At 64.6% G+C, this 23,898-nt stretch carries 5 protein-coding genes; all 5 read left to right on the forward strand.

Annotation, left to right across the window (positions count from 1 at the left end):
* Positions 1 to 193: 193 nt before the first annotated feature.
* The 5 genes from VGU00_RS12540 to VGU00_RS12560 all read left to right on the forward strand — a co-directional run bounded on the left by VGU00_RS12540 (position 194) and on the right by VGU00_RS12560 (position 23,898).
* Positions 194 to 16,096, forward strand: a complete 15,903-nt coding sequence (locus VGU00_RS12540) for a cadherin domain-containing protein (protein ID WP_327468966.1) — start codon at positions 194 to 196, stop codon at positions 16,094 to 16,096.
* 12 nt (positions 16,097 to 16,108) lie between these two features.
* A complete protein-coding gene (locus VGU00_RS12545; RefSeq protein ID WP_327468968.1) occupies positions 16,109 to 16,663 on the forward strand; it encodes a toxin-activating lysine-acyltransferase in 555 nt (184 codons plus the stop codon).
* Between the two features lie 92 nt (positions 16,664 to 16,755).
* Positions 16,756 to 19,773 (forward strand): DUF2339 domain-containing protein, encoded by a 3,018-nt coding sequence (locus tag VGU00_RS12550; RefSeq protein WP_327468970.1) that lies wholly within the window; start codon positions 16,756 to 16,758, stop codon positions 19,771 to 19,773.
* 636 nt (positions 19,774 to 20,409) lie between these two features.
* Positions 20,410 to 22,845 (forward strand): TonB-dependent receptor, encoded by a 2,436-nt coding sequence (locus VGU00_RS12555; protein ID WP_327468972.1) that lies wholly within the window; start codon positions 20,410 to 20,412, stop codon positions 22,843 to 22,845.
* A 99-nt stretch (positions 22,846 to 22,944) separates the two neighbouring features.
* Positions 22,945 to 23,898 carry a TauD/TfdA family dioxygenase gene (locus tag VGU00_RS12560; protein ID WP_327468974.1) on the forward strand — a complete coding sequence of 318 codons (954 nt, stop codon included), beginning with the start codon at positions 22,945 to 22,947 and terminating at the stop codon, positions 23,896 to 23,898.

A 23,898-nucleotide genomic window follows, 5' to 3' on the forward strand; every position in this document is an offset into this window, starting at 1 on the left:
ATTTTCTCTAGAGACAACCATTAATTTGGTTCGCGCATCTGAACTTGGCCTGACAAGGCGTCACAGGTCGGATTGGTTTGGTGGATTTAACGCAATTCTGGACGAAGCTGGTGCAGTTTCTTCTGAAGTCACATTTAGTTTCGCGTATGATCCGTTCAGCGACAAGATCAGCAGGCGTATTGGATTTGGACAGGTGGCACTGGACGATGCCATCGACGTCGCGGGCCAGACCGTTATCGAAGCCGGGGGCGGCGCGGAGGCCATCGACCTTCGCACCGGAAAACTTGAAAACCAGATCGGCTACACCGTCAACGACCACCTGAACGATGATATTGCTATCACCGGGACGGATTTTACCGCCTTGGCCAACTCGGTGACTTTCGCCGCCAATGCGTTGCGAGCTACCGCCACCGTCGCTTTGGCCAATGACGGAATCACCGAGGCCGTCGAACGGTTCGAGGCGAGCTTAAGCAACGCGGCTGCAATGCAGATTATGGGCGATGCGGCTGTTGCAACAGTGATCGATGGCACCGCGGCGCTGCCGACTTTGCTCGTCGGCGACAGCTATGCTTGGGAAGGCGACGGCTATGCCGTCTTCCGACTGTCGTTGTCGAAGGCCGCGTCGCAGGAAATTACCTTTGCGCTGGCGTTGGCAGATGGCAATGCCAAGGGCGCGGGCGCCGACTATGGCGCCGCCGGCGCCGCTAATATTCAGGTTTCGCTCGATGGCGTGACGTGGTCGAATGCGACGGCCGCAACCTTTGCGGTCGGCGTTAAGGAGCTGTTCGTCCGGACGGCTGTCGTATCCGACAATGCGCATTCGGATGTCGAGGGCAATGAGCGCTTCACCCTATCCGCCACGGTAACCGCAGGCGCTAACGCTCTTGCCAATGGCACACAAACCGTATCGGGTACCGGTACGATCGTCGATGGAGCGGGCGGAGAGCCGCTCGTCTGGATCGACGACGTGATCGTCGACGAGGCGACGGGACAGGCGCGTTTCGTGATTTCGCGCTCGCGTACGATGGCGACTTCCACCACGGTCGGTTTTGCGACGTCGGATCGGCGCTTGCTCGACATCGATATCGCCGCGACTGTCGATGCAGGCGCTGGCGACGACACCGTCTACGCCTCGAACCTCGGTGACAATATCATCGGCGGCGCGGGCAACGACAAGCTCTATGGCGGCCGGCTCGACGACTGGCTGCTCGGCGGCGACGGCGACGACCTGATCAACGCGGGCTCGGACGGCGCCGGCACGCTCGGCGGCGACGGCAATTACCTGGATGGCGGTGCGGGCAACGACCTGCTGATCGGGCGCGAGGGATCCGACTGGCTCGAGGGCGGCGACGGCACCGACACGCTCGAGGGCGGCGACGGCGGCGACGTCCTTGCGGGCGGCGCGGGCGTCGGCGACCAGCTGCGCGGCGGGCGCGGCGACGATCAATATATCTTCCGCATCGGCGATGTCGGCGCGACCGGGATCGGCAATGCGACCGTTTTCGACGAAATCCGCGACGAGAGCGGCATGTCGCTTACCTCGATCGTACAGCAGGCCTATGGCGGCTCGGTCGCGAACAATGCGGCGGCGCTGAACGGATCCTTGTTCCGCGACGGGCGGGGCCTCGACAATTGGCGTGGCGGTGGTGCGCAGGTCACGCCGCAGGGCGTGGCGGCGGGCGGCAATGATGCGCTGGTCCTCGGTGTTGGGATCGGGATCGAGGATATCAAGATCCTGAAATCGGCCGACAACAAGGACCTGATCGTCGAGCTGTGGCCCGACGGAGTCTTCGCCGGCGACCGCGTGATCATGCGCGACTGGTTCACCGGCTTCAACCAGATCGAAACGCTGCGCTTTGCCGACGGCAACGAGATACGGCTCGCCGATTTCGACACCTATATCCTGGGTTCGGATTCGTCGGAGACGATCGTCGGCACCGCCGGCAATGATTTCGTCCATGCGGGCGCCGGCAACGATCTCGTCTATCTGCTCTCGGGCAATGATTTCGGCAACGGCGGGCTTGGCGACGATACGGTATCGGGCGACAGCGGCAACGATATCGTCGCCGGTGCCGATGGCGACGATACGCTTTACGGCGGTGCGGGGCGCGACACGGTCAGCGGGGGGCGCGGCAACGACCGCCTTTCGGGCGACGACGGCAACGACATCCTCGCCGGCGGTGCGGGCAATGACGAGGCGATCGGCGGCAGCGGCGACGATTTGTTCAAGTTCCAGCGCGGCGATGGCCGCGACATCCTCATCGACGCGCTGTCGAACGAATGGGATGTCGTGTGGGTTTCGGGGCAGGGTGGCCAGAACGGCTATGTCGTCAATCCCGACGGGACGATCACGCATGCGACCTATGGCACGCTGTTCGACGGAACCAACTGGGCGGCGCGCACCCGCTATGACATCGAGACGGGAACGCTCTATCTCCACCGTCCGGCCAATGCCGACGCGGTGGTCGCGAACAGCGGCGCCGACTTGCTCGAATTTGGTATCGGTATCGATATCAACGACATCCAGTTCCAGGTCGCGGCGAATGGCAAGGACCTGATCGTTGGCATCGAGGGCAGCGGAAGCGTCACCGCATCCTTTGCGAGCATCGCGGACCAGATCATCCTCAAGGAATGGGTGAGCAACCCGGGCGCCAAGGGCTCGATCGAGAAATTCGCTTTCTTCAACACCGGCGCCGTCAACATGGTGACGACCGATATCGTCGCGGGGACCGACGGCAACGATACGCTGACGGGTAACGCGGCGCGCGAGAATTGGGTCACCGGCGGCGCCGGCGACGACACGCTGTCGGGTGCCGGGCTCAACGACATTATCAACGGGAACAGCGGCGACGACCGGTTGCTCGGCCTCGCGGGGGCCGACGTGCTGCTCGGCGGCGCCGGGAACGATGTGCTGATCGGCGGCGCGGGCGGAACGCGCGACGGCGCGGCGACGGGCGATCTTCTGTTCGGCGGCGACGGACTCGACACCGCGAGTTACGAAACTGCGAGTGCGGCGGTCAAGGCGTCGCTCGCGACGCCGGCGCCGATATCCGACGCGACCGCGGGCGACGCTGCGGGTGACGTCTATGACGGCATCGAAAACTTGCGTGGGTCGGATTTCGCCGACACGCTCGAGGGCGACCTGGGCGAGAATGAACTGACCGGCGGCAAGGGCGACGACCTGCTCAAGGGCGGGTCGGGCGACGACATCTATGTCTTCGGCCGCGGCGACGGAAACGACACGATCCTCGACGTGGCGGCTGCCGGCGAGATCGTTCTCATGGAGAATGGCAAGCTCGCCGAAGGCTATGTCTCGACGGTGCAGCTCGTCGACCGCGAGGGCAACAGCAACATATATGAGCATGTGATCTCGGAAGTTGCGACGGGCGAGGTCGTCTATCGCAAGGAGATCGCCAACCCGGTGGCGCAGGGGCTGAACTTCCAGGCTCCCGGCGTGTTCGCCCGCGATGGCTTCGTGCGCAACCTCGACGGATCGGAGCAGTTCGACTTCGTCAATCTCGACTCCGGCGGCAACACGATCGCCGCCAGCCGGATCACGATTCCCCGCGCCGCGCCCGGCGGCACCGACACGATCCTCCTCCAAGACTATACCGGCGACGCGGGTTTCACGACCGGCAGCCATGTTATCGCCCTGTCCGACCTCAGCTTCGCCTTCACGGGCAACGACCTCGACATCACGCTCAATACCGCGTCCGGTGTGCTGGGCGGAAAGATCACGATCCAGAATTTCCGCAGCGGAGCGGCAGCGAACGCAAACAGCGCGGTCGAAACGATCCAGTTCTCCGACGGCAGTTCGGTCAATCTTGCCGGACTGAAATTCGATGCCAATGGCGTCCTGCTCGCGGCATCGACCGACACGCTGGCAGCGCCCGCGGACGATCTGATCGTCAGCAACGCCGCGACGCTTTCGGGCGGCTTTGGCAACGACACGCTCGTGGGCGGTGCCGGCGCCAACACGCTTCAGGGCGGCGACGGCGACGATATGCTGGTCGGTGGGCTCGGCGCCGACGTGCTCCAGGGCGGCGCTGGCGTTGACACCGTCAGCTATCTCGGTTCGGACGGTTCGACCGGAGTCACGGTGAACCTCACGACCAATGCCGGCAGTGGGGCGGGCAGCGAGGCCGCGGGCGACACCTATAACAGCATAGAAAATGTCATCGGCTCACAGCTCGCCGACACGCTTACCGGCAACGATGCCGACAATGTCCTGAAGGGCAATGGCGGGGACGATGTTCTGAGCGGTGGATCCGGTACCGGACTCGTGAAGGGACTGGGCGCCGACGTCCTGATCGGCGACGATGGAAACGACACGCTGACCGGCGGCGTCCAGGACGACAATCTGGATGGCGGCGCGGGCAATGACGTCCTCGAAGGCGGAGCCGACCGCGATATTCTCGCCGGTGGCGACGGGAACGACATATTGCGCGGCGATACCTATTTCGTCGCTGCCGGGAACGACGCATCCGCCGACGAACAGAGCGCTTATGGTATCGTGAATGCCAGTTTCGAAGTCGCGCTGGATGGATCGGCCGGCGCCGGATGGGCCAGTTCCGAAACACGGCCCGTGGCCTTTGTCACGGGGGGGGTGACGGGGCTTACCGGAACCCGCGCTGTCCATCTCGACGATGGAACCGGCAATATTACGCTGACGCAGGAGATCAAGGGACTGCGCGCGGGTGAAGGGCTATCGCTCGCTTACACCTATGCGGGAATGATCGCTGGTGAAACCAGCGGGTTCGAAATCCTGTGGAATGGCGAAGTCATCGTCAGGTCGGTAAACGGGACCGGGCCGGCCATGACCAATGGCGCCCTTGGCGCGATACCGGCGGCAAAGGTGCTCGAAGGCACAAATACCCTGTCGTTCCGCGCCATCGGTACCGTCGATAGCAATGGGGTGGTGATCGACAATGTCCGGCTGACGCGGACCGGCGGTGGCAACGACCAGCTTGTCGGCGGAGCGGGAAGCGACCGGCTTATCGGCGGCGGCGGCGATGACGTCCTGCTGGGCGGTGACGGCGACGATGCGTCGACGATCAACATCACGGCCGGTGCGGGCGCCGGACAGACGTTCGCTGCCGGGCTCTATGGCGGAGCCGGTAACGATACGCTCGATGGCGGCGCGGGGAACGATACGCTCGACGGCGGCGCGGGGAACGATCGTTATCTTTTCGCTGCGGGAAGCGGCAACGACAGCGTCGTGACCGGCGGCGGTCAGGACGAACTCGTCTTTGACAAGATTGCCCATAACCAGCTTTGGTTGCGGCAGGTCGGTAACGACCTTGAAATCACCGCAATCGGGCTAGGCTCGTCGGTTCTGGTCAAGAACTGGTTCGCGGGCACCGCCAACCAGGCGCGCCGCCTTGTCGCGGCGGACAAGTCGCTGGCGCGCGGCGATGTCCAGGCGCTGGTAGCGGCGATGGCTGCAGTGAGCGCGACCGTTCCGTCGACATGGCCCGCTGCGCCGGCGCAGGCGTTGACCGACGCCCTTACCGATACATGGCAGGACAATGGCGTCTATGTGGATTCGATCGTCTACACCGGCACCTCCGGCGCAGACACGCTCGTCGCCGATCCGACGCTGGCCGGCGGGGCCAAATTCTACGGGCTGGCCGGCAACGACGTCCTGACCGGCGGTGCGGGCAACGATGAATTCCATTTCGGGGTCGACAGCGGCTTCAAGACGATCGACGGCAAGGCCGGTAACGACGTCATCATCGCCGACGTCGACAATGCGACGATCGGGCTGACGTCCACGGCGGCGGCGCCGCTGGCCTCGATCGAGAAGATCAGCGGTAACGGCAAATCCAACGTCGTCGTGAACCTGAACACCGCCGCCACCATCGATCTGACCGCGGTCGTCGTCGAGGGGATCGCACAGATCAACGGGTCGTCGGGTATCGATACGATCATCGGCAGCGCGGCGAACGACTTCATCCTCGGCGCTGGCGGCAACGACGTGCTGAAGGGCGGCCTTGGCAACGACCGGCTGCGCGGCGGCGCGGGCAGCGACAATGTCGACGGCGGCGACGGCATCGACACCTATGACGCGTCGGATATTACCGCAGGGGGCACGATCAGCCTGGTTGCCGGAACGCATGTTCAGGGAAGCGTGATCGACACGCTGGCCAATATCGAAGACGTCATCGGCGGTACGCAGGCCGACACGATCATCGGCTCGGCCGGGGCGAACCGGCTCGACGGTGGCGGAGCGGCCGATAATATTGATGGCGGCGACGGCGACGACATCCTCGTCGGCGGCGCTGGCGGCGACAAGCTCGTCGGCGGCGTCGGCAGCGATACGGCAAGTTATGACACGATGGCGGTTGCCGCCACCGCGACCACCGACGCGACGAGCGGGCTGTCGATCAACGGCGTCAAGGTCGATCTGAAAATCAACAGCTCGACGAACGGCACGACCGCACCGGGCGTCAAGGCAGCGCAGGGCGATGCGGCCGGCGACTGGTTCTATCAGGTCGAGAATCTGACGGGCTCGCAATTCGGCGACATGTTGACCGGCGACGATTCCGCCAACTTGCTGTCGGGCGGGGCCGGCGCCGACGCCCTGTATGGCGGCGCGGGCGACGACAGGTTGAGCGGCGACGCCGGGAACGACTATATCGACGGACAGACCGGCAGTAACACGGCTGTCTATGCGGGTAATTTCGCCGACTATCTGATCGTTGCCGGGGTGCCTTCGACAACCGTGACCGGGGTCGGCGCGCGCGCCGCGGACGGCACCGACACGCTGAAGAATATCCAGTTCATCCAGTTCGCCGATCATCTTGTTTCGCTGGGGATCGACGCGAACAACAAGCCCGTCCTCGGCGTGCCGGGAATGGCCGATCAGTCGATCGAGGACGGCGCGGCGTATAGCTACCAGATCCCGGTGACGGCGTTCATCGACCTCGATCTGGGCGACGCGATGAGCTTCACCGCAACGCTCGCCGACGGATCGACCTTGCCGACCTGGCTAAGCTTCAATCCGGCGACCCGAACCTTCAGCGGCACACCGCCGGTTGCCGCGGTCGGGACCACGATCCAGGTCAAGGTGACCGCCACCGATCAAGGCTATTCGATCTCCGACGGGTTCGAGCTTGATATCACGCTTGCCAAGGGCGCGGACATCAACGGCACGGCTGCCGCCAATACGCTCGCGGGGACTTTCCGCGGCGAAACGATGGTCGGGCTTGCGGGTAACGATGTTTTCACGGGATCGGGCGGCGCGGACCGTATCGACGGCGGCGCCGATATCGACCGGGTCGACTACTCGGCCTCGACGGCGGGTATCGTCATCGATCTCGCGACGGGCAGCGCGGCTGGCGGCGATGCCGAAGGCGACACGCTGATTTCGATTGAAGAAGCCCGGGGATCGGCCTTTGACGACCGCATCACGGGAACCGCCGGCGGAGACAAGCTGTACGGCGGCGGCGTGGAAAGCCAGATCGGAAGCCCCGATACGGTGAGCGGCGCCGATCGCATCGACGGCGGCGGCGGCGACGACCTGATCGCAGGCGGCGACGGCGCCGACATTTTGCTGGGCGGCAGCGGCAACGACCTCATCTATGGCCGAGCCAAAGCCGACGGGACGCTCGAAGACACGGTCGACGGCGGCAGCGGTACCGACGAATTGCGGCTGGGGGGCGACGGAGCGGCCATTCGCGGCAGCGCGTTCGGCGCGGTGCTCGACCTGTCGGCTGCGGGCAGTGGTGCCGTGTCGATCGAGCATGTCGTGGGATCGGCTTATGACGATACGATCACGGGCAACGACTTTGCCAACAACCTGTCGGGCGGACTCGGCAATGACATGCTGTCGGGCGGCGACGGAAATGACAGCCTGAGCGGCAATGACGGCGACGACGCGCTGATCGGCGGCAGGGGCGCCGATATCCTGCGCGGCGACATCGGCAACGACCGGCTTCAGGGCGGTGCGGGCGGCGACCAGCTGTACGGCGGCGCGGGTATCGATACGGTCGATTACCGGACGTCGGAGGCGGGTGTGACCGTCAACCTTACGACGGGCACCGCGAGCGGCGGCGATGCGCAAGGCGACCAGTTCGCCGATGGCCTGATCGAAAATATCGACGGATCGGACTTTGCCGATACGCTGACCGGCTCGTCGGCAGCCAACGTCCTCAAGGGCTTCGGCGGCGACGATGTCCTGCAGGGGGGCGCCGGGAACGACAGTTTCGACGGCGGCGCTGGTTCGGACAAGCTCGTCTACACGGGCAACCGCGCCGACTATGTGATCAACTTTGCTGCGCGTACGATCACCGACACCAATCTGGCCAACGGCGACGACGGCACCGACAGCTATACCGGGCTCGAGTTTGCGCAATTTGCAGACCAGACGATCAGCCTGACCAATCAGGTGCCGGTCACCGGCACGCCGGGACCGGTCAGCCAGAACCCCGTCGACAATGCGGCCTTCTCTTATGCCGTCCCCGCGACGGCTTTTTCCGATCCCGACGGCGACACGCTCACCTATTCGGCAACGCTGTCGAACGGCAGCGCGCTGCCTGCGTGGCTGGTGTTTACCGCCGCGACGCGGACATTCTCCTTCGCAAGCGGTGCGGCAACGGCCTTTATCGGGCAGACCTTCACCGTCCGCGTCACCGCGAGCGACGGTCAGGCCTCGGCGAGCTCGAATTTCGATATCACGATCGCACAGGGCATCGGCGCGACGATCACCGGAACGACCGGGGTCGATACGATCAATGGTACGTTCCGGGTCGAAACGATCAACGCGCTGGCGGGTAACGATATCGTCAACGGGTCGGCGGGCGCCGACACGATCGATGGCGGCGACGGCGTCGACATCATGTCCTATGCGTCCTCGGCGGCAGGCGTCACGATCAGCCTTGCCGGCGGAGCGGGGACTGGCGGCGATGCGGCCGGCGATACGCTCACCAATGTCGAAGACCTGAACGGGTCTGCCTTTGCGGACCAGCTGACCGGAAACACGCTTGCCAACGTCATCGATGCGGGTGCGGGCAATGATACCATATTGGGCGGCAGCGGCGACGACACACTCGTCGGCGGCGCGGGCAATGACACACTGCGCGGCGAGGACGGGAACGACAATCTGTTCGGCGGCTCGGGTGCCGACATCATCGATGGCGGCGCGGGTTCGGACTATGCCAACTATTCCTCATCCTCGCTGCGAACCGGAAACGATCCGGTCACGACGGGCGTTACGGCCGATCTGCAGAACTCGGCGCTGAACACCGGCTTTGCCGCCGGCGACACCTATATCTCCATCGAGCATCTCTATGGCACGGCCTTCGCCGATACGCTGGGCGGCGACGATGCTGCCAATTTCCTCCAGGGTCGCGACGGCAACGACACGCTTCTCGGCCGCGGCGGGGGCGATAACCTCTACGGCGGGCTGGGGAACGACACGCTCGATGGGGGGCTCGGCAACGACTATCTGACCGGCGACGAGGGCAACGATATACTGACGGGCGGTGCGGGCACCGATATCGTCAACGGCGGTGACGGCGACGACCTCATTCACGCACTGGTGGTCGGCGAGGACACGATCGACGGCGGCGCTGGTACCGATACGGCCAGCTTTGCGGCGGCGACGGCGAACCTCTTCATCAACCTTGCCAACGCGGCGCACAAGCTGACCAACATCGAAAATGTCGTCGGCGGCTCGGGGGCGGATAGCATCACCGGCGCGGCCGGGGCGAACCGGCTCGAAGGTGGATTGGGGAACGATATCATCGAAGGGGGCGCGGGGGCCGATGTTCTCATGGGCGGCGACGGCATCGATACGTTGCTTTATTCCGGCTCGGCGGTGGGCACGAATTTCAATTCGGGTTCGATCGGCCAGTCGACTGTCAACGGCGTGGTCATCGTCGCGGCCGTCGACCGCGTCTTGAACGGCGTCAATGTCAACCTGCTGGCGAACAGCGCGACGGGTGCCGACGCCACCGGCGATGTCATCTCGGGTTTCGAGAATCTGACGGGCTCGGCTTTCGGCGACCTGCTGCGCGGCAACTCGGGCAACAGTATCGTCAACGGGCTGACCGGCGACGACGTCATTTACGGCGGCGCGGGCGATGACAAGCTCTATGGCGACATGGGCAACGACATCATTTACGGCGAGGCCGGGGTCGACCAGATCTATGGCGGTGACGGCGACGACCGTCTCTTCGGCGATGGTGCCAGCGACTTCCTCTATGGCGATGCGGGTAACGACCTGCTCGATGCCGGCGATGCCGGCGACTATCTCGACGGCGGTGCGGGCAACGACATCATGATCGGCGGCCAGGGCCAGGATCATTATGTGATCGGTCGCAATTCGGGCGCCGATACTATCTATAATTACGACGATGACAGCGCGCTTGATTCTGTCTCGTACGAAACCGCCGACAACATCGCCTACAGCGAATTGTGGTTCACCAAGGTCGGCAAGGACCTGGTCGTCAAGATTCTCGGTACGACCACCGCGACGACGATCAAGGACTGGTTCGCCAACGCCACGGCGGGCGACTGGACGGCCGCGGATAATTTCTATGTCGACGTCTTTATCGCGGGCAGTCGCGTCAATCGTCAGGTCAATCTTCCCGGCCTGCTGACGACGATGCAGGGCATCACCCAGCCCGCCAACTTCGCCGCACTCACCGCGACGCAGCGGGCGCAGATCGACAACAGCTGGGGCCTCAACCAGATTCCGACGATCACAGCGGTCGCCGGGAACCCGACGACCGTCAACGAGGACGGTTCGATCAACCTCCGCTTTACCGTCGCCGACGCCGAGACCTCTGGCGCCGGCATCTCGGTTGTCGTCACTACCGACGGCGTGTTGCAGACGGTCGTGCCCGCGAGCGATGTGCGGGTGATCGACGCCACCACGCGCGAGGTGACGATCCGGCCCAACGCGAATGCCTTCGGCAGCGGCAATGTTCGCATTCGTGCCTATGACGGCGCGCTCTATTCGGCCGAACTGGTCGTGCCGATTTCGGTCGCCGCGGTGGCCGACGGGGTGACGCTGTCGGGGCCGGCATCGGCGAGCGGAAACACCGGAACCTCGATCAGCCTCGCGGGCATTCTTGCGGGCCTGATCGACACCGACGGGTCCGAGGTGCTCGACATGCTGCGGATCGAAGGGCTGCCAGCGGGGGCGCAGCTGGTGTCGGGCGCGAACAGCGCGACGACCGCGACGGTCGACATCCGTTCGTGGAACCTCTCGACACTCGCCCTCAACCCCGGCGCTTCGGCCACTGACTATGTGCTGACCGTCCGAGCGCGTTCGCGCGAGACGTCGAACAATGCGCTTTCGGCCGAGATCACAAAGACGATCACGGTCACGGTCAACGGCGCTCCAACCGCGGTCAATGTGACCCCGGCGGCGTTCAACGAGAATGTGGCGGGCGCGCTCGTCGCGACGCTCGGCGCGACCGATCCCGACAGCGGCGGCAGCTTCACCTATGCCATCGTCGGTGGGGCCGATGCGGCCAAGTTTGTCATTTCGGGAACGAGCCTGTCGCTGGCGGCCGGCCAGTCGCTCAATTTCGAGAGCGGTCCGGCGACCATCGACATCCGCGTCACCGATCAGGGCGGGCTTTCCTACACGCGAACGGGCGTCCAGATCAGCGCGACCAACGTCAACGAAGCACTCGGGGCGCTGACCGACAACAATGGCGCGGCCAATACGCTGGCGGACGGCTCGGGCGCAGGCACGCTCGTCGGTGTCACGGCGCTTGCGGTCGATCCCGACGGCACCGCGCCGGTCTATTCGATCACCGGCGGCAATTCGCTGGGCTGGTTCACGATCAACGCGAGCACGGGCGTCGTCAGCGTCGTATCGGGTGCGGTGGTGCAATATGAAACCACGTCGTCGGTGACGCTCACCATCCAGGCGAGCGACGGTGTGACGACGCCGGTCAGCGCCAATTTCACGATCAATATCTCGGACGTGAACGAAGCGCCGACGATCACCTCGGCAAACAGCGGGACGCTGGCGGAAAATGCCGCGGCCGGGACGCTGATCCGCACGCTCACATCGTCGGACCCCGACCTTGCGGGCAACAGCTTCGGCAATCCCGCCAATCGGACCTATACGATCATCGCCGGCAATTCGGCGGGCAAGTTCGCGATTTCGGGCGGCAATCTCGTCGTCGCCGCCGGGGCGACATTCGATTACGACAATCCCGCGACGCGCACCTTCAACCTGACGCTGCAGGTGACCGACGGCGGTGGGCTCACGGCGACGCAGGCCTTTACCGTCAACCTGTCGAACATCAACGAGACGCCCTTCGGGCTGGCCGACGTCAATGCGGCAGCGAACCTGCTGACGGAAGGGCAGGGTGCAGGATCGGCGACGGGCGCGACGATGGCCGCGACCGATCCCGACGGCGACGCGCTGACCTATTCGATCACCAGCGATCAATATGGCTGGTTCCAGATCAATCCCACGACGGGTGTCGTGACGATCCGGGCGGGCGCGGTGGTCAATTATGAAACCACGACGAACGGCACGGCGACGGTCAATGTGCAGGCGACCGATGCCGGCGGGCTGTCGGTGGGGATGACGAACCTCACCTTCACGGTGACCGACACGAACGAGGCGCCGACCTTTACCTCCGCCGCTTCGGCGTCGGTGAGCGAAGCGGTGAGCGCTGCGGCCTATATCGCGACGATCAGCACGACCGATCTCGACAAGGACGGACTGGCCTTCGGCGAAGCAGGGCATGTCCTCTATATCTACAGCGGCGATACCTCGCTGTTCGAGCTGCGCGCCACCGCCAACCCGAATGTGAAGGAGTTGTGGAAGAAGGATGGGGTGATCCTCGACTATGACGTCGTGGCGAACCGCACGCACGGCCTGCAGTTCCGCGTCTACGACAATAGCGGGAACAGCGGCTGGCTCGACGCCTACCAGAATTTCACCGTCAACGTGGCCGCGGTCAACGAAAAGCCAACCGCGCCGACGACCGCAATCTGGCCCTCGGCTTATGAAAACGACGCCGCTTCGGCAGCGATTACCGGTTCGGTCGATCCAGACGGAAGCGCCGTCACTTACGCCTTTGCCAGCGGCGGCAACACGGGCGGCCTGTTTGCCATCACGAACCCGTCGGGGGCCGCCGCGCTGACCTTCGTCGGCGGCGTTACGCGCGACTTCGAATGGGTCAAGGCCAATGCGGGCAGCCTCGGCGCCTATGTCGCGCCCAACGATACCTATGCCTATATCCCGGTGACGATCGTGGCGACCGACGGCGTGATGACGTCCGACCCGTTCACCACCTATTTCCATATCTATAACCGGAACGACAATGCGCCGGGAGCGCCCGTCGTTTCGGCGTGGGGCACGACGGCGTTCAACGAGAATAGCGGTGCGGGCTATGTCGTCGCGACGCTGACCGCGGGCGACGCCGATGGCGTGCTCAATCCGCTCAGCTACGAACTGACGAACAATCCCGACGGCATGTTCGAAATCGTCGGCAACCAGGTGCGCGTCATCACCAGTCGCCATTTCGATTATGAACGGCTCGCATCGGGCGGAGCGAGCACCTCGCTGTCGGTCGGCGTCCGTACCGTCGACGGAACCTATGGTTCGGGCACGACCTGGATCGCGGTGCAGATCAACAACACCAATGACAATGCACCGGTGCTGACTGCGCCGACCGTGCTCACGATATCGGAGAATCTCGCGATCGGGACCATCGTCACCACGGTCAACGCGACCGATGCCGACGGAACCGCACCCAGCTATTCGATCGTCGCGGGCAATATCAACAATGCGTTCAGCATCAATTCGTCCGGCCAGATCGTCATTGCGAACGGCGGGGTCGACTATGAATCGGCCAACTGGCTTTCGGATGCGAACGGAAAATATGCGATCCTGTCGGTCGCGGCGTCCGATGGCGCCAATACGAGCGCAACGCGCGACATCCGGATCAACATCACCAACATCAGGAAATATGTCTATAATAACGGTAATATAGACATGAACCTCTATGAAATGCGCTTCCAGAATACCCAGCTGGGCGACGGTCCGCTCGGCTATGATGAGCCCGTAAGATATCCGCAATGGGGGCAACAATCCTGGTTCAATGAATCGTGGCTGGTGGAAAAATCCACTGGAAACATCCTCCTTTACCTTGGCGAATACAGCCAATGGGAAGGGACCACGTCGCGGCCGTTCCCGCACGGCGGGACGCCGGCCGAAGGTTATACCGCCAACCAGCACTGGAATCCGGGCAATGCCTGGCCGGCGCCGCCCTATACGCTCTATGCCGATGACGAGAATATCAACACGAGCCATTGGGGCGTGCCGATGGGCAATCCCTATATGCCGGTCGTGATCGATCTGCTCGGTGATGGCTTCGAGCTTTCCAGCGCCTTCGAAAGCGGGCTCGTGGTCAACCTGTTCGGTGATGCGCGGCGCCAGGTGATGGGATGGGTCAAGGCATCGGACGGGATATTGGCACTCGACCGAAACGGTGACGGCATGGTGCAGGACCTCGACGAAATCAGTTTCGTCAAGGACAGGGAAGGCGCGACGACCGACCTCGAGGGGCTCGTCACCTTCGATACCAATGGCAACTCGCTGCTCGACGAAGGCGACGACGCTTTCGCAACGTTCCGGATATGGCGCGACATCAACCAGGACGGCATCGGGCAGAGCCACGAACTCGTCACGCTCGCTGAAATGGGAATTCGCAGCATCTCGCTCGTCCGAAACGTGCTTGCGACGAGTTTTTCGGGCGTCGCCAACGTCATCAGCGCGACGTCGGTCGTTACCTGGCGCGACGGGTCGACCGGGCAGGCGGGCGACGTCGGACTGGGCTGGGTGCCGCTCCCGGATGCGTCCAATACCGCTTCGCCCGAGGCGCAGGCCGAGCGCCGCGAAGAACTGGCGCGCGCCGCAGCTGCAGCCGTGGCCTCGACCGAGGCAACCCCCGCGGCCGAAGCCGCCGCCCTGACGCCGCAGCCACTGCCGAAAGGCACGTCGCTGGCGCTCGATCGCGATGGCGACGGGGCGATCACGGTCCCGTCGGAGGTGCTGACGCTCGCCGGCGCGATGGCCGAGTTCGACAGCAACGGCGATGCGCTCATCACGGCGCAGGACGCCCGCTATTTCGATCTCCGGCTGTGGGCCGACGCGAACCGGAACGGCCGCGTCGAGGCGACCGAACTCAAGGGACTCGATCAAGCTGGCCTGACCGCGCTGAGCCTCGACGCCATCGATCCCGCCGTCGCGCCGCTGGCCTATTCGGGCAAGGCGAAGCATTACCGGATGGCGGCTGCCAACGGCACGATCCGTATCGTCCCGCGCGAGGTCAAAGGCCCCTTGTCTCCGGATGCCGGACAGATTGGTGAGGCGAGCTATATCTCGTTCGACGGGCGCCGCGTCGGCATGCTTTCGGCGATCCTTGTGGATCTCGATGGCGATGGCCTGGAATCGCGGCGCGCGGGCAAAACGAAGGCTGCGTTCGATATCAACGACGACGGGCAGAATGACGACACCGGATGGATGTCGGGCGGCGACGGCATGCTGGTCATCGACCGCGACGGCGACGGCGCGATCACCAAGGCGACCGAACTGTCGTTCCTGTCCGAGAAGGAGGGCGCGAAGAACAGCTGGGAAGGGCTGGCGACGCTCGACAGCAACCGGGACGGAAAGCTCGACAAGGCCGACACGCGGTTCGCGGAACTCAAGGTCTGGGTCGATCGCAATGGCGACGGCGTGTCGCAGGCGGACGAGATCAACTCGCTCGGCGGCCTCGGGATTACCGAGATCAGCCTTCGCAACCTTGCGACGTCGGACAGCGTCAAGGTGGGCAACAATCTGGCCTTGTCGACGGCGACCTATGCGCGGGCAAACGGGACGACGGCCACCATCGGCGAGGTCGCGTTCGGTTACACGCCATCGCAGCGCGCGGCGCAATCGCCTGCTGCACCGGGTGACGGGCCGGGCACCACGCCCGTCGATGCGGCGCGCGCCGCATCGAACCTCGCGCAGGCGATGAGCCGTTTCGGCACCGATGCGGCCGAGGGCGACTTGCGCAACTTCCCGAAGGATGGGATGGGATCGCATGATTGGTTCGCGGCCGCGGTCGCTTAAGGTCAGGACGATATGAGTAAAAAGACGGGTTCGACGGGCAAGAAGCCGGCCAACGGGGCGGCGGCGGATGCAGCACAGGCGGCACCGCCGACGGTCAGTCACCTTCTGGGTGAAATGACCTGGCTGTTGACACAGTCGCCTCTCCACCGGGCGCTCAGCATCGGTGACCTCGAGTGGCTGGTGATGCCCGCGCTTATCCACCAGCAATTCTACCTGTTCCGCGACGGGCAGCAGCCTGTCGGCCTCGCAATGTGGGCAAAAACCACATCGGCAGGCGCGGCGAAGCTCGACAAGGGCATGATCGAGCCCGAGAACCGGTTGACGCTCGAGGAATGGAACGCCGGCGATCAGGTCTGGCTCGTCGATCTGATTGCGCCTTTCGCCAATGCCGAGAACCGGCAACGCGAACTGATGATCGCTGACCTGATTTCAAAGCCGCTCAAGGGTGTGGAGTTCCGTTTCCACCAGACCGATCCAGCGACCGGAAAACGCGTCGTTCAGACGGTCGCAGCCGATGCCGGCGACAAGCTTGTCGAGGCGATCAAGGAAGCGGCGGGTTCGGCATAATGGCTGCGGCCGGATGAACCGCCGGCCGATCTGCTATAAGGGCGTCGATCTTTTCGTTCCTGCCTGCTAGGGACGGGAACGAAAGGACACAGGTGTTTGATTTCTTCGCCTTTGTGGCGATCATCATCCTGGGCATCTTGCTCCTCGACACACGCGGCCGGCTGAAGCGGGCCGAGAAGACGCTTGCCGAAGCCGCGAAGCGGATCGGTGCGTTGCAGCGCCATACGGGCGTGCATTTGGGTGAGAATGTGTCGCTCGTCGCCGATATCGTGCTGCAACCCGATATTCCTCCGGTCTCATCCGCGGCCCCGCCCGATGATATCGCAATGGCAGAGGTTCCGGTCCGCGCTGCCGCCAAGGCGAGTGCTCCTCTACCTACGATAACGCAGCACGACGTTGCACCGGCCGACCCACCCGAAGCCGAGACCGTTTCGCCGCTTCCGCCGCCAGCGAAATCGGCGCCACCGAAAGTGCCGGCCGCTCCTGCCAACCTCTCGGCGCGTTTCGAAAATCTGTTCGGCAAGACGCTGCCGATATGGGCCGGCGGCATCACGCTCGCCATCGCGGGGGTCCTGATCGTCCGCTATGCGATCGACCTCGGCTTTTTTGCGCGCGTCTTCACGCCGGGCGTCCAAGTGATCGCGGGCATCCTCTTCGGCGTCGCGCTGATCGGCGGCGCCGAGTATGCTTGGCGCAACGAGAGCAGGCTGCGCGACGTGCGCGTGCCGCAGGCCCTGTCGGGCGCGGGTATCGCGACGCTCTATGCCGCGATCGTGGTCGCGGCGAATGTCTATGGCCTGATCGGCCCGCTGTTCGCTTTCGTCCTGCTGGCGCTGATCACGGCGGGGGCACTCGCCCTGTCGCTGCGTTTCGGCTCGCCGAGCGCGCTGCTCGGGCTCGCGGGCGGCCTTGCCGCGCCGGCGCTTGTCGGCGCGCTGGAACCCGACATCCCCTTGCTTGCCATCTATCTGGCGCTGACCATTGCCGCGATGACCGGCGTTGCGCGCATGCGACGCTGGCCGTGGCTCGCGGTCGCGGCGCTCGCCGGCGGGGCGGGGTGGAGCCTGTGGATGATCTTCATCGGCGGCGCGCTCGACGCGGTCGGATCGCTGTCGATCGGCGCCTATGTGTTGCTGCTCGGCGTTGCCCTGCCGCTCTTCGCCTATGAAGGTCCGCGTGCTGTTCTGCTCCGCGCGGCGGCTGCGATCGTCGGTGCGCTGCAACTCGCGCTGCTCGTTGCGCACGCGGGCTTCACCCCGCTCCATTGGGGGCTGTTCGCGCTGCTCGCGGCGGCGGGCCAATGGCTCGCCTGGCGCGAACATCGCCTCGCGATCGTGCGGACAACGAGCCTCGCCTTGTCGATCTTGCTGATGGCCCTCTGGCCCGATCCGACGCCCGTCTGGCTCGCAGCAATCGGGATGGCGCTGGTCCTGATCCACGCGGTACCGTTGCTTGCGCGGTTGTGGGATGCGCCGCCGCACCTGCGCCGGACGCTCGAGCTTTGCCTGCTTGCACTGGTTCCCGCGCCGATCGTTAAGTGGCACATATGGAGTATCGGCGATGGCGTGCTCGCGCTTATCGCACTTGGCGCTGCGCTGTTGCCGGCGATCGGCATCGCGCGCGGCTGGCGCGTCGAAGGCCGCGCGTCGGACAGCCGCTTCGTCTGGCTGACCGGAACCGCCGCCGCGCTGACGGCGCTGGCGCTGGGCCTGCTCCTTCCGTTTTGGCTTGCACCGGTCGCGGTCGCGGGCGTTGCTGCGGCCTTGCTGATCTTCGGCAAGGTGGCGGTCGATCGCCGCATCGAATGGGTGGGAACCGGCTTTCTCGCGATAGCCGTCTTCGCGCTGGTGGCAACGCCGCGCGCCTTTGGCGAACTGCCACGCCTCGCAAGCGGGGCGGGGGCCATCGCCATCGAGGCCTTTATGCGTTGGGCTGCTGTCGCGCTTGCCGGCCTGTTCTTCGCGTTGCGCGCCGAGCGGTCGGTCGTGCGCCGGCTAGGGCAGGCGGTCGCCGCCGCGCTTGCTTATGGGGCCGCGGCGCAGATGCTTCCCGCGACGCTTCTGGTTTTCGTACCCACCGTCGGCGTCGCGGCATTGCTGTTCGCCGCGCGGCGTATCGCCTTCGATCGGCTCGATGCCGGTGCCGCCATGTTCGCCGCGATCGGCCTTGGCTGGGCCGCACTGCCGGTCGCGATCTGGTCGAGCAAGGCATTGCTGTCGCTCGGCGGCGTACCGATGCTGATCGACGGTTCGGCCCTCGCAGTCGGCGAGCTGCTGCGCCGTCTCGCCATTCCGGCGCTCCTTGCCGGTGTGTCGCTCTGGCTCGTCCGCGATCGCCTGCCGCGCTGGGTGTTGTTTGGCGGGCTTGGTGTTACAGGTGCGATCGGCCTGATCGCCCTTCATATGCTCTACCGACTGGGCTTTGCTGCCGTCGCGGGCAGCGATTTCGTCGCGACCGGCGTGGCGCAGCGCCTTGTCTGGGATGCGTTGCTGATCGGTATCGGCTGGCTGCTGTGGCGCCGCGACCTGCGCGTCGGCGCGCTGGTTTTGGCGGTAGCCGGAACTGCGCATGCCGTCCTCTATGGCCTTGTCCTCCACAACCCGCTGTGGACCGAACAGGCAGTCGGCGGCCTGCCATTCCTCAATCTGCTTGCGCCACTGTTCCTCTTGCCATGGCTCGGCGCGCGGCTGTTCTCGACGCTGTCCGGCCAATGGGCAGATCACGCCGACCGCGTCCTCCAGATCGTCACGATGCTGCTCGTCGCACTGTTCGCGTGGGCGAGCCTGCGTCACCTTTTCCATGGCAACCTGCTTGTCGAGCCCGGGGTCGCGCCGACGGAGAATATCCTGCGTTCGCTGCTGATCCTGTTGCTCGCGATCGCCTTCCTGCTCTGGGGCATTCGCGCGCAGCGGCGCGACTGGCGCATCGCTTCGCTCGTCCTGATGCTCGCCGCTGCCGGCAAGGTATTCCTGTTCGATGCGTCGGGGCTCGAAGGGCTGCTTCGTATCGGCTCCTTCGTGGCGCTCGGTTTCAGCCTGATCGGGATCGGCTGGCTTTACAGCCGCCAGCTCGCGCCGTCCGCTTCGGCTCCGTCCGGCACCGATGGCTGAACCAGGCGGCAGCCATGCCGGCGGGTTTGGGGACGGCGATAAGTCTCGGCTTGTCCCCCGAAAGATTTTCTTCGCCGCAAAAAGCGTCGGATGTCGTTGACGAATCTAAAATCAATCGATTAAGTTGACATTGTCATTCGGGACTGGTCGAGACGAATGACGGGCTCTCCCCCTCGACCCGCGGCTTTTGACCGGGAAGCAGCTTGCTCCGCGTTACCAACGGCTAAAGCGCGTGATGCTCGGGCGACAGCGCCAGGCATTGCGTTCCCCCAGAAGGGGTATTGCGATGCATATGTGTAGCACCATCAATTAGATCATCGCCGCGCTCGCGTGGGGTAGCGGACCGACCGCGCCTCGCCGCCCGTTGCGGCATTCCGAAATCTCCAGCCGCGCCTCCCTCACGCGAGACAGTTGCGGCCTGACGTCCGGCACCCGAGCGCCGGCGCGGGGAAATATCATGCCTTTGCTGACCCAATCCGACCTGTCGGATCTGGCTCGCTATCCTGCGTCCTTGCGCAGCGCCGCCCGTGCGCTGTGGGGGGCGGAGCTGGCGGCTGCCCGATCCGGCGCGGCGCACCGCGCCACCATAGATCACATCAAAAAGGGGGCGGGATCCCCGCCCGGGGACCATATCCAATGAACCGTTTCTCTCCCGATCATCACCTGAAGTTTCTCCTTGGCGCGGCGCTGTTGCTGCCGACGACGCCTGCCTTTGCTGCCGAAACCGCCGTCGACGCCGAAGGCGAAGAGGCTGCTACCGCCGCCGCGGTTGCGGCTTCAGCGGCTTCCTATGACGGTGCCGAAATCATCGTGTCGGCGCGGCGCCGCGACGAAAGCGCGCAAGATGTGCCGATCGCGCTGTCGGTCGTCGGTGCCGCGCAGCTCGAGCAGACGGGCAATTATACGCTGACGCAGATCCAGCAGATCGTCCCGAGCCTGCAGGTGTTCAGCTTCAATCCGCGCAACACCAACATCAACATCCGCGGGCTCGGTAGCAATGTCGCGCTGACCAACGACGGGCTCGAGAATGGCGTCGGTTTCTATGTCGACAATGTCTATTTCGGGCGCGTCGGCCAGTCGCAATTCGACCTCGTGGACCTGCAGCAGATCGAGGTGCTGCGCGGGCCGCAGGGGACGCTGTTCGGCAAGAATACCACGTCGGGCGCGATCAACATCAGCTCGCGCAAGCCGAGCTTCGACCCCGAATTCTCGGGCGAGGCGAGCGTCGGCGACTATGGCTATTACCAGCTGCGCGCATCGGCGTCGGGGGCCTTGGTCGACGACCTGCTCGCGGTGCGCGTCAGCGGTTCGGTGACCGAACGCCGCGGTTTCCTCTATAACGACACGCAGAACGAACGCGCGCAGGACTATTCGAACTGGAGCGTGCGCGGGCAATTGCTCTTCACGCCGACCGCCGATCTCGAAGTGCGCATCATCGGCGACTTCGCGCGGCAGAAACAGAACCACGTCCTCAACATCTTCGCCGGCTATTTCGGCACCTACGAAAATGGTGCGGCGATCCCGAACAGCTTTGCCGAACGCGCGGCGCGCTTCCCCGGCTACAGCTTTCCGACGATCGATCCGTTCGCACGGCGCGGCGAAGCTGACAGCCATTATCAGTCGAACATGGACGGCTATGGCGTGTCTGGGCAGGTCGACTGGGATATCGGCTCCGTCAAGCTGACCTCGATTACCGCATATCGCTGGTGGGACTGGAATCCCGCTAACGACGGCGATTCGACTTCGCTCCCGGTGATCACCAAGGCGCAGCAGGCGAACCGCCAGCGCCAGTTCAGCCAGGAGATCCGGCTGGCGTCGGACAGCGACGGGCCGATCGACTATGTCGCCGGCGCCTATTATTTCTGGCAGGTCATTCGCGGCAAGGGCGCGAGTGCCTATGGCCCGGCCGCGGCGCTGTGGAACCGCCCCGCGACCTCGCCGCTCCCGCTTGCCGCATGGGAAGCCGCGCTCGATGGTTTCGAGGCCAATTCGACCTCGGACCCGCGCACCAGAAGCTATGCGCTGTTCGGCCAGCTCGACTGGAAATTCACCGACCGGCTGACGCTGACTGCGGGGCTGCGCTACACGCACGAAAAGAAGAGCGGATCCTTCACGCAGGTCCATGTCGCGGGTATCGACCTGTCGACCCTGCCGGCGTTGCTCGCGGCGCAGGCGGCAGGCATTCGGGCACAATTCAATCCCGTCACCAGCTATTCGACGGGCTTCACGGACAACAGCCTTTCGGGGCTCGCAACATTGTCGTGGCAATTCAGCGACGATGCGCTCGCCTATGCGACCTATTCGCGTGGCAACAAGTCGGGCGGGCTCAACCTCACCAACCTGCCGGCCGGGCTGCGCCCCGAAGATGTCGCCGCGGTCGCGCCCGAGAAGGTCGACAGCTACGAACTCGGCATCAAGTCCGAATGGTTCGACAAGAAGGTGACGCTCAACGTCGCCGGATATTGGACCGAGATCCGCGACTATCAGACCGCGATCACCGAGCAGGTGCAAAATTCGGTCAATGTCCGCCAATATATCGCGAACATCCCGGGCGTGCGATCGCGCGGGGTCGAAGGGGACCTGAGCTTCGCGCCGTCGGAACGTGCGAGCTTCTATGCCTCGGTCGCCTATGCCGACACGACCTACAGCGACTATCCCAACGCACCGCAGGCCCCCGAACGTCTGAATATCAGCGGCATCCAGGACCTGACCGGGGAGCAACTGCCCGGCGTCCCCAAATTTACCTACACGCTCGGCGGCGATGTGTCGGCCCCGCTCGGCAATCTCGGCGGGCGCGACCTGTCACTCTACGCCCATGCCGATTATTCGCACCGATCGTCGTTCAACACCTCGTCGAGCAACAGCATCTACGCCGATGTTCCCGCCTATGGGATCGCGAACGCGCGCATCGGGTTCAGGACCGACGATGGTTTGTTCGACCTGTCGATCTGGGCGCGCAACCTGTTCGACAAGGATTATTTCCAGACGCTGTCGCCGGCGGTCACGGGCATCGTGACCTCGCTGATCGGCGAACCGCGTACGATCGGCGCAACGCTGCGGACGAAGATCTGATGCGTATCGTCATTCCCGAAATTCGCCGCGACGACAGCCGGAACCGGCCGGACGCGCCTGCGCCGAATACCCGCCGTCCAACCCCCAAAGGAGACTGACATGACGGACCTTCACAATAGCTATGCCAATGCCCGCGACAAGACTATCGACCTCGACGTCACCCCCGTGACCGGCACGATCGGCGCGATCGTGAACGGCGTCCAGCTATCGGGCGACCTGCCCGCGGCGACGGTGCAGGCGATCCAGGCGGCACTGGTACGGCACAAGGTGCTTTTCTTTCGCGACCAGCAGCATCTGACCGATCAGGAGCATGAGGATTTCGCCGCCGCGCTCGGCGATCCGGTCGCGCATCCGACGGTGCCCGTCGCCGAAGGGTCGCGCTACCTGCTCGAGCTCGACAGCAAGGAAGGCTATGCGGCGTCGAGCTGGCACACCGACGTGACCTTTGTCGATGCCTATCCCAAGGCATCGATCCTGCGCGCGCTGACGATCCCCGAGGCGGGCGGCGACACGCAATGGGCGAACGGCGAGACCGCCTATGAAGGCCTTCCCGAAGCGCTGCGCCAGCTCGTCAACAACCTGTGGGCAACGCACACCAATCTCTATGATTATGCGGCGATCCTGCAGAGCGCGCCCAATGCCGAAAGCGCGGCACAGCGGATCAAGGAACATCGGAATGTCTTCGCCTCGACGGTGTACGAGACCGAGCATCCGGTGGTGCGCGTCCATCCGGTTAGCGGACAGCGCAGCCTGCTGCTCGGTCATTTCGTCAAACAGTTCGTCGGGCTGAACCAGACCGACAGCGCGCGGCTGTTCCAGACGCTACAGGAACATATCACCAAGCCCGAAAATGTCGTGCGCTGGCGCTGGCGCGCGGGCGATGTCGCCATCTGGGACAATCAGGCAACCCAGCACCGCGCGACCGCCGATTTCGGGCTGCAACGCCGGACACTGCGCCGCGCGACGATCGCCGGCGAAGTGCCGGTGGCGATCGACGGCCGCCGCAGCCGGACGGTCCGCAAGGAAAAGGCGGTTCAATACGAACCCGCCTGA

Source organism: Sphingopyxis sp., assembly GCF_035944815.1.
In the GTDB taxonomy this organism is placed as follows: Bacteria; Pseudomonadota; Alphaproteobacteria; order Sphingomonadales; family Sphingomonadaceae; genus Sphingopyxis.

Coding starts and splice junctions, on each gene's coding strand:
- VGU00_RS12560 (WP_327468974.1), top strand. CDS start 22,945: ATGACGGACCTTCACAATAGCTATGCCAATGCCCGCGACAAGACTATC.
- VGU00_RS12555 (WP_327468972.1), top strand. CDS start 20,410: ATGAACCGTTTCTCTCCCGATCATCACCTGAAGTTTCTCCTTGGCGCG.
- VGU00_RS12545 (WP_327468968.1), top strand. CDS start 16,109: ATGAGTAAAAAGACGGGTTCGACGGGCAAGAAGCCGGCCAACGGGGCG.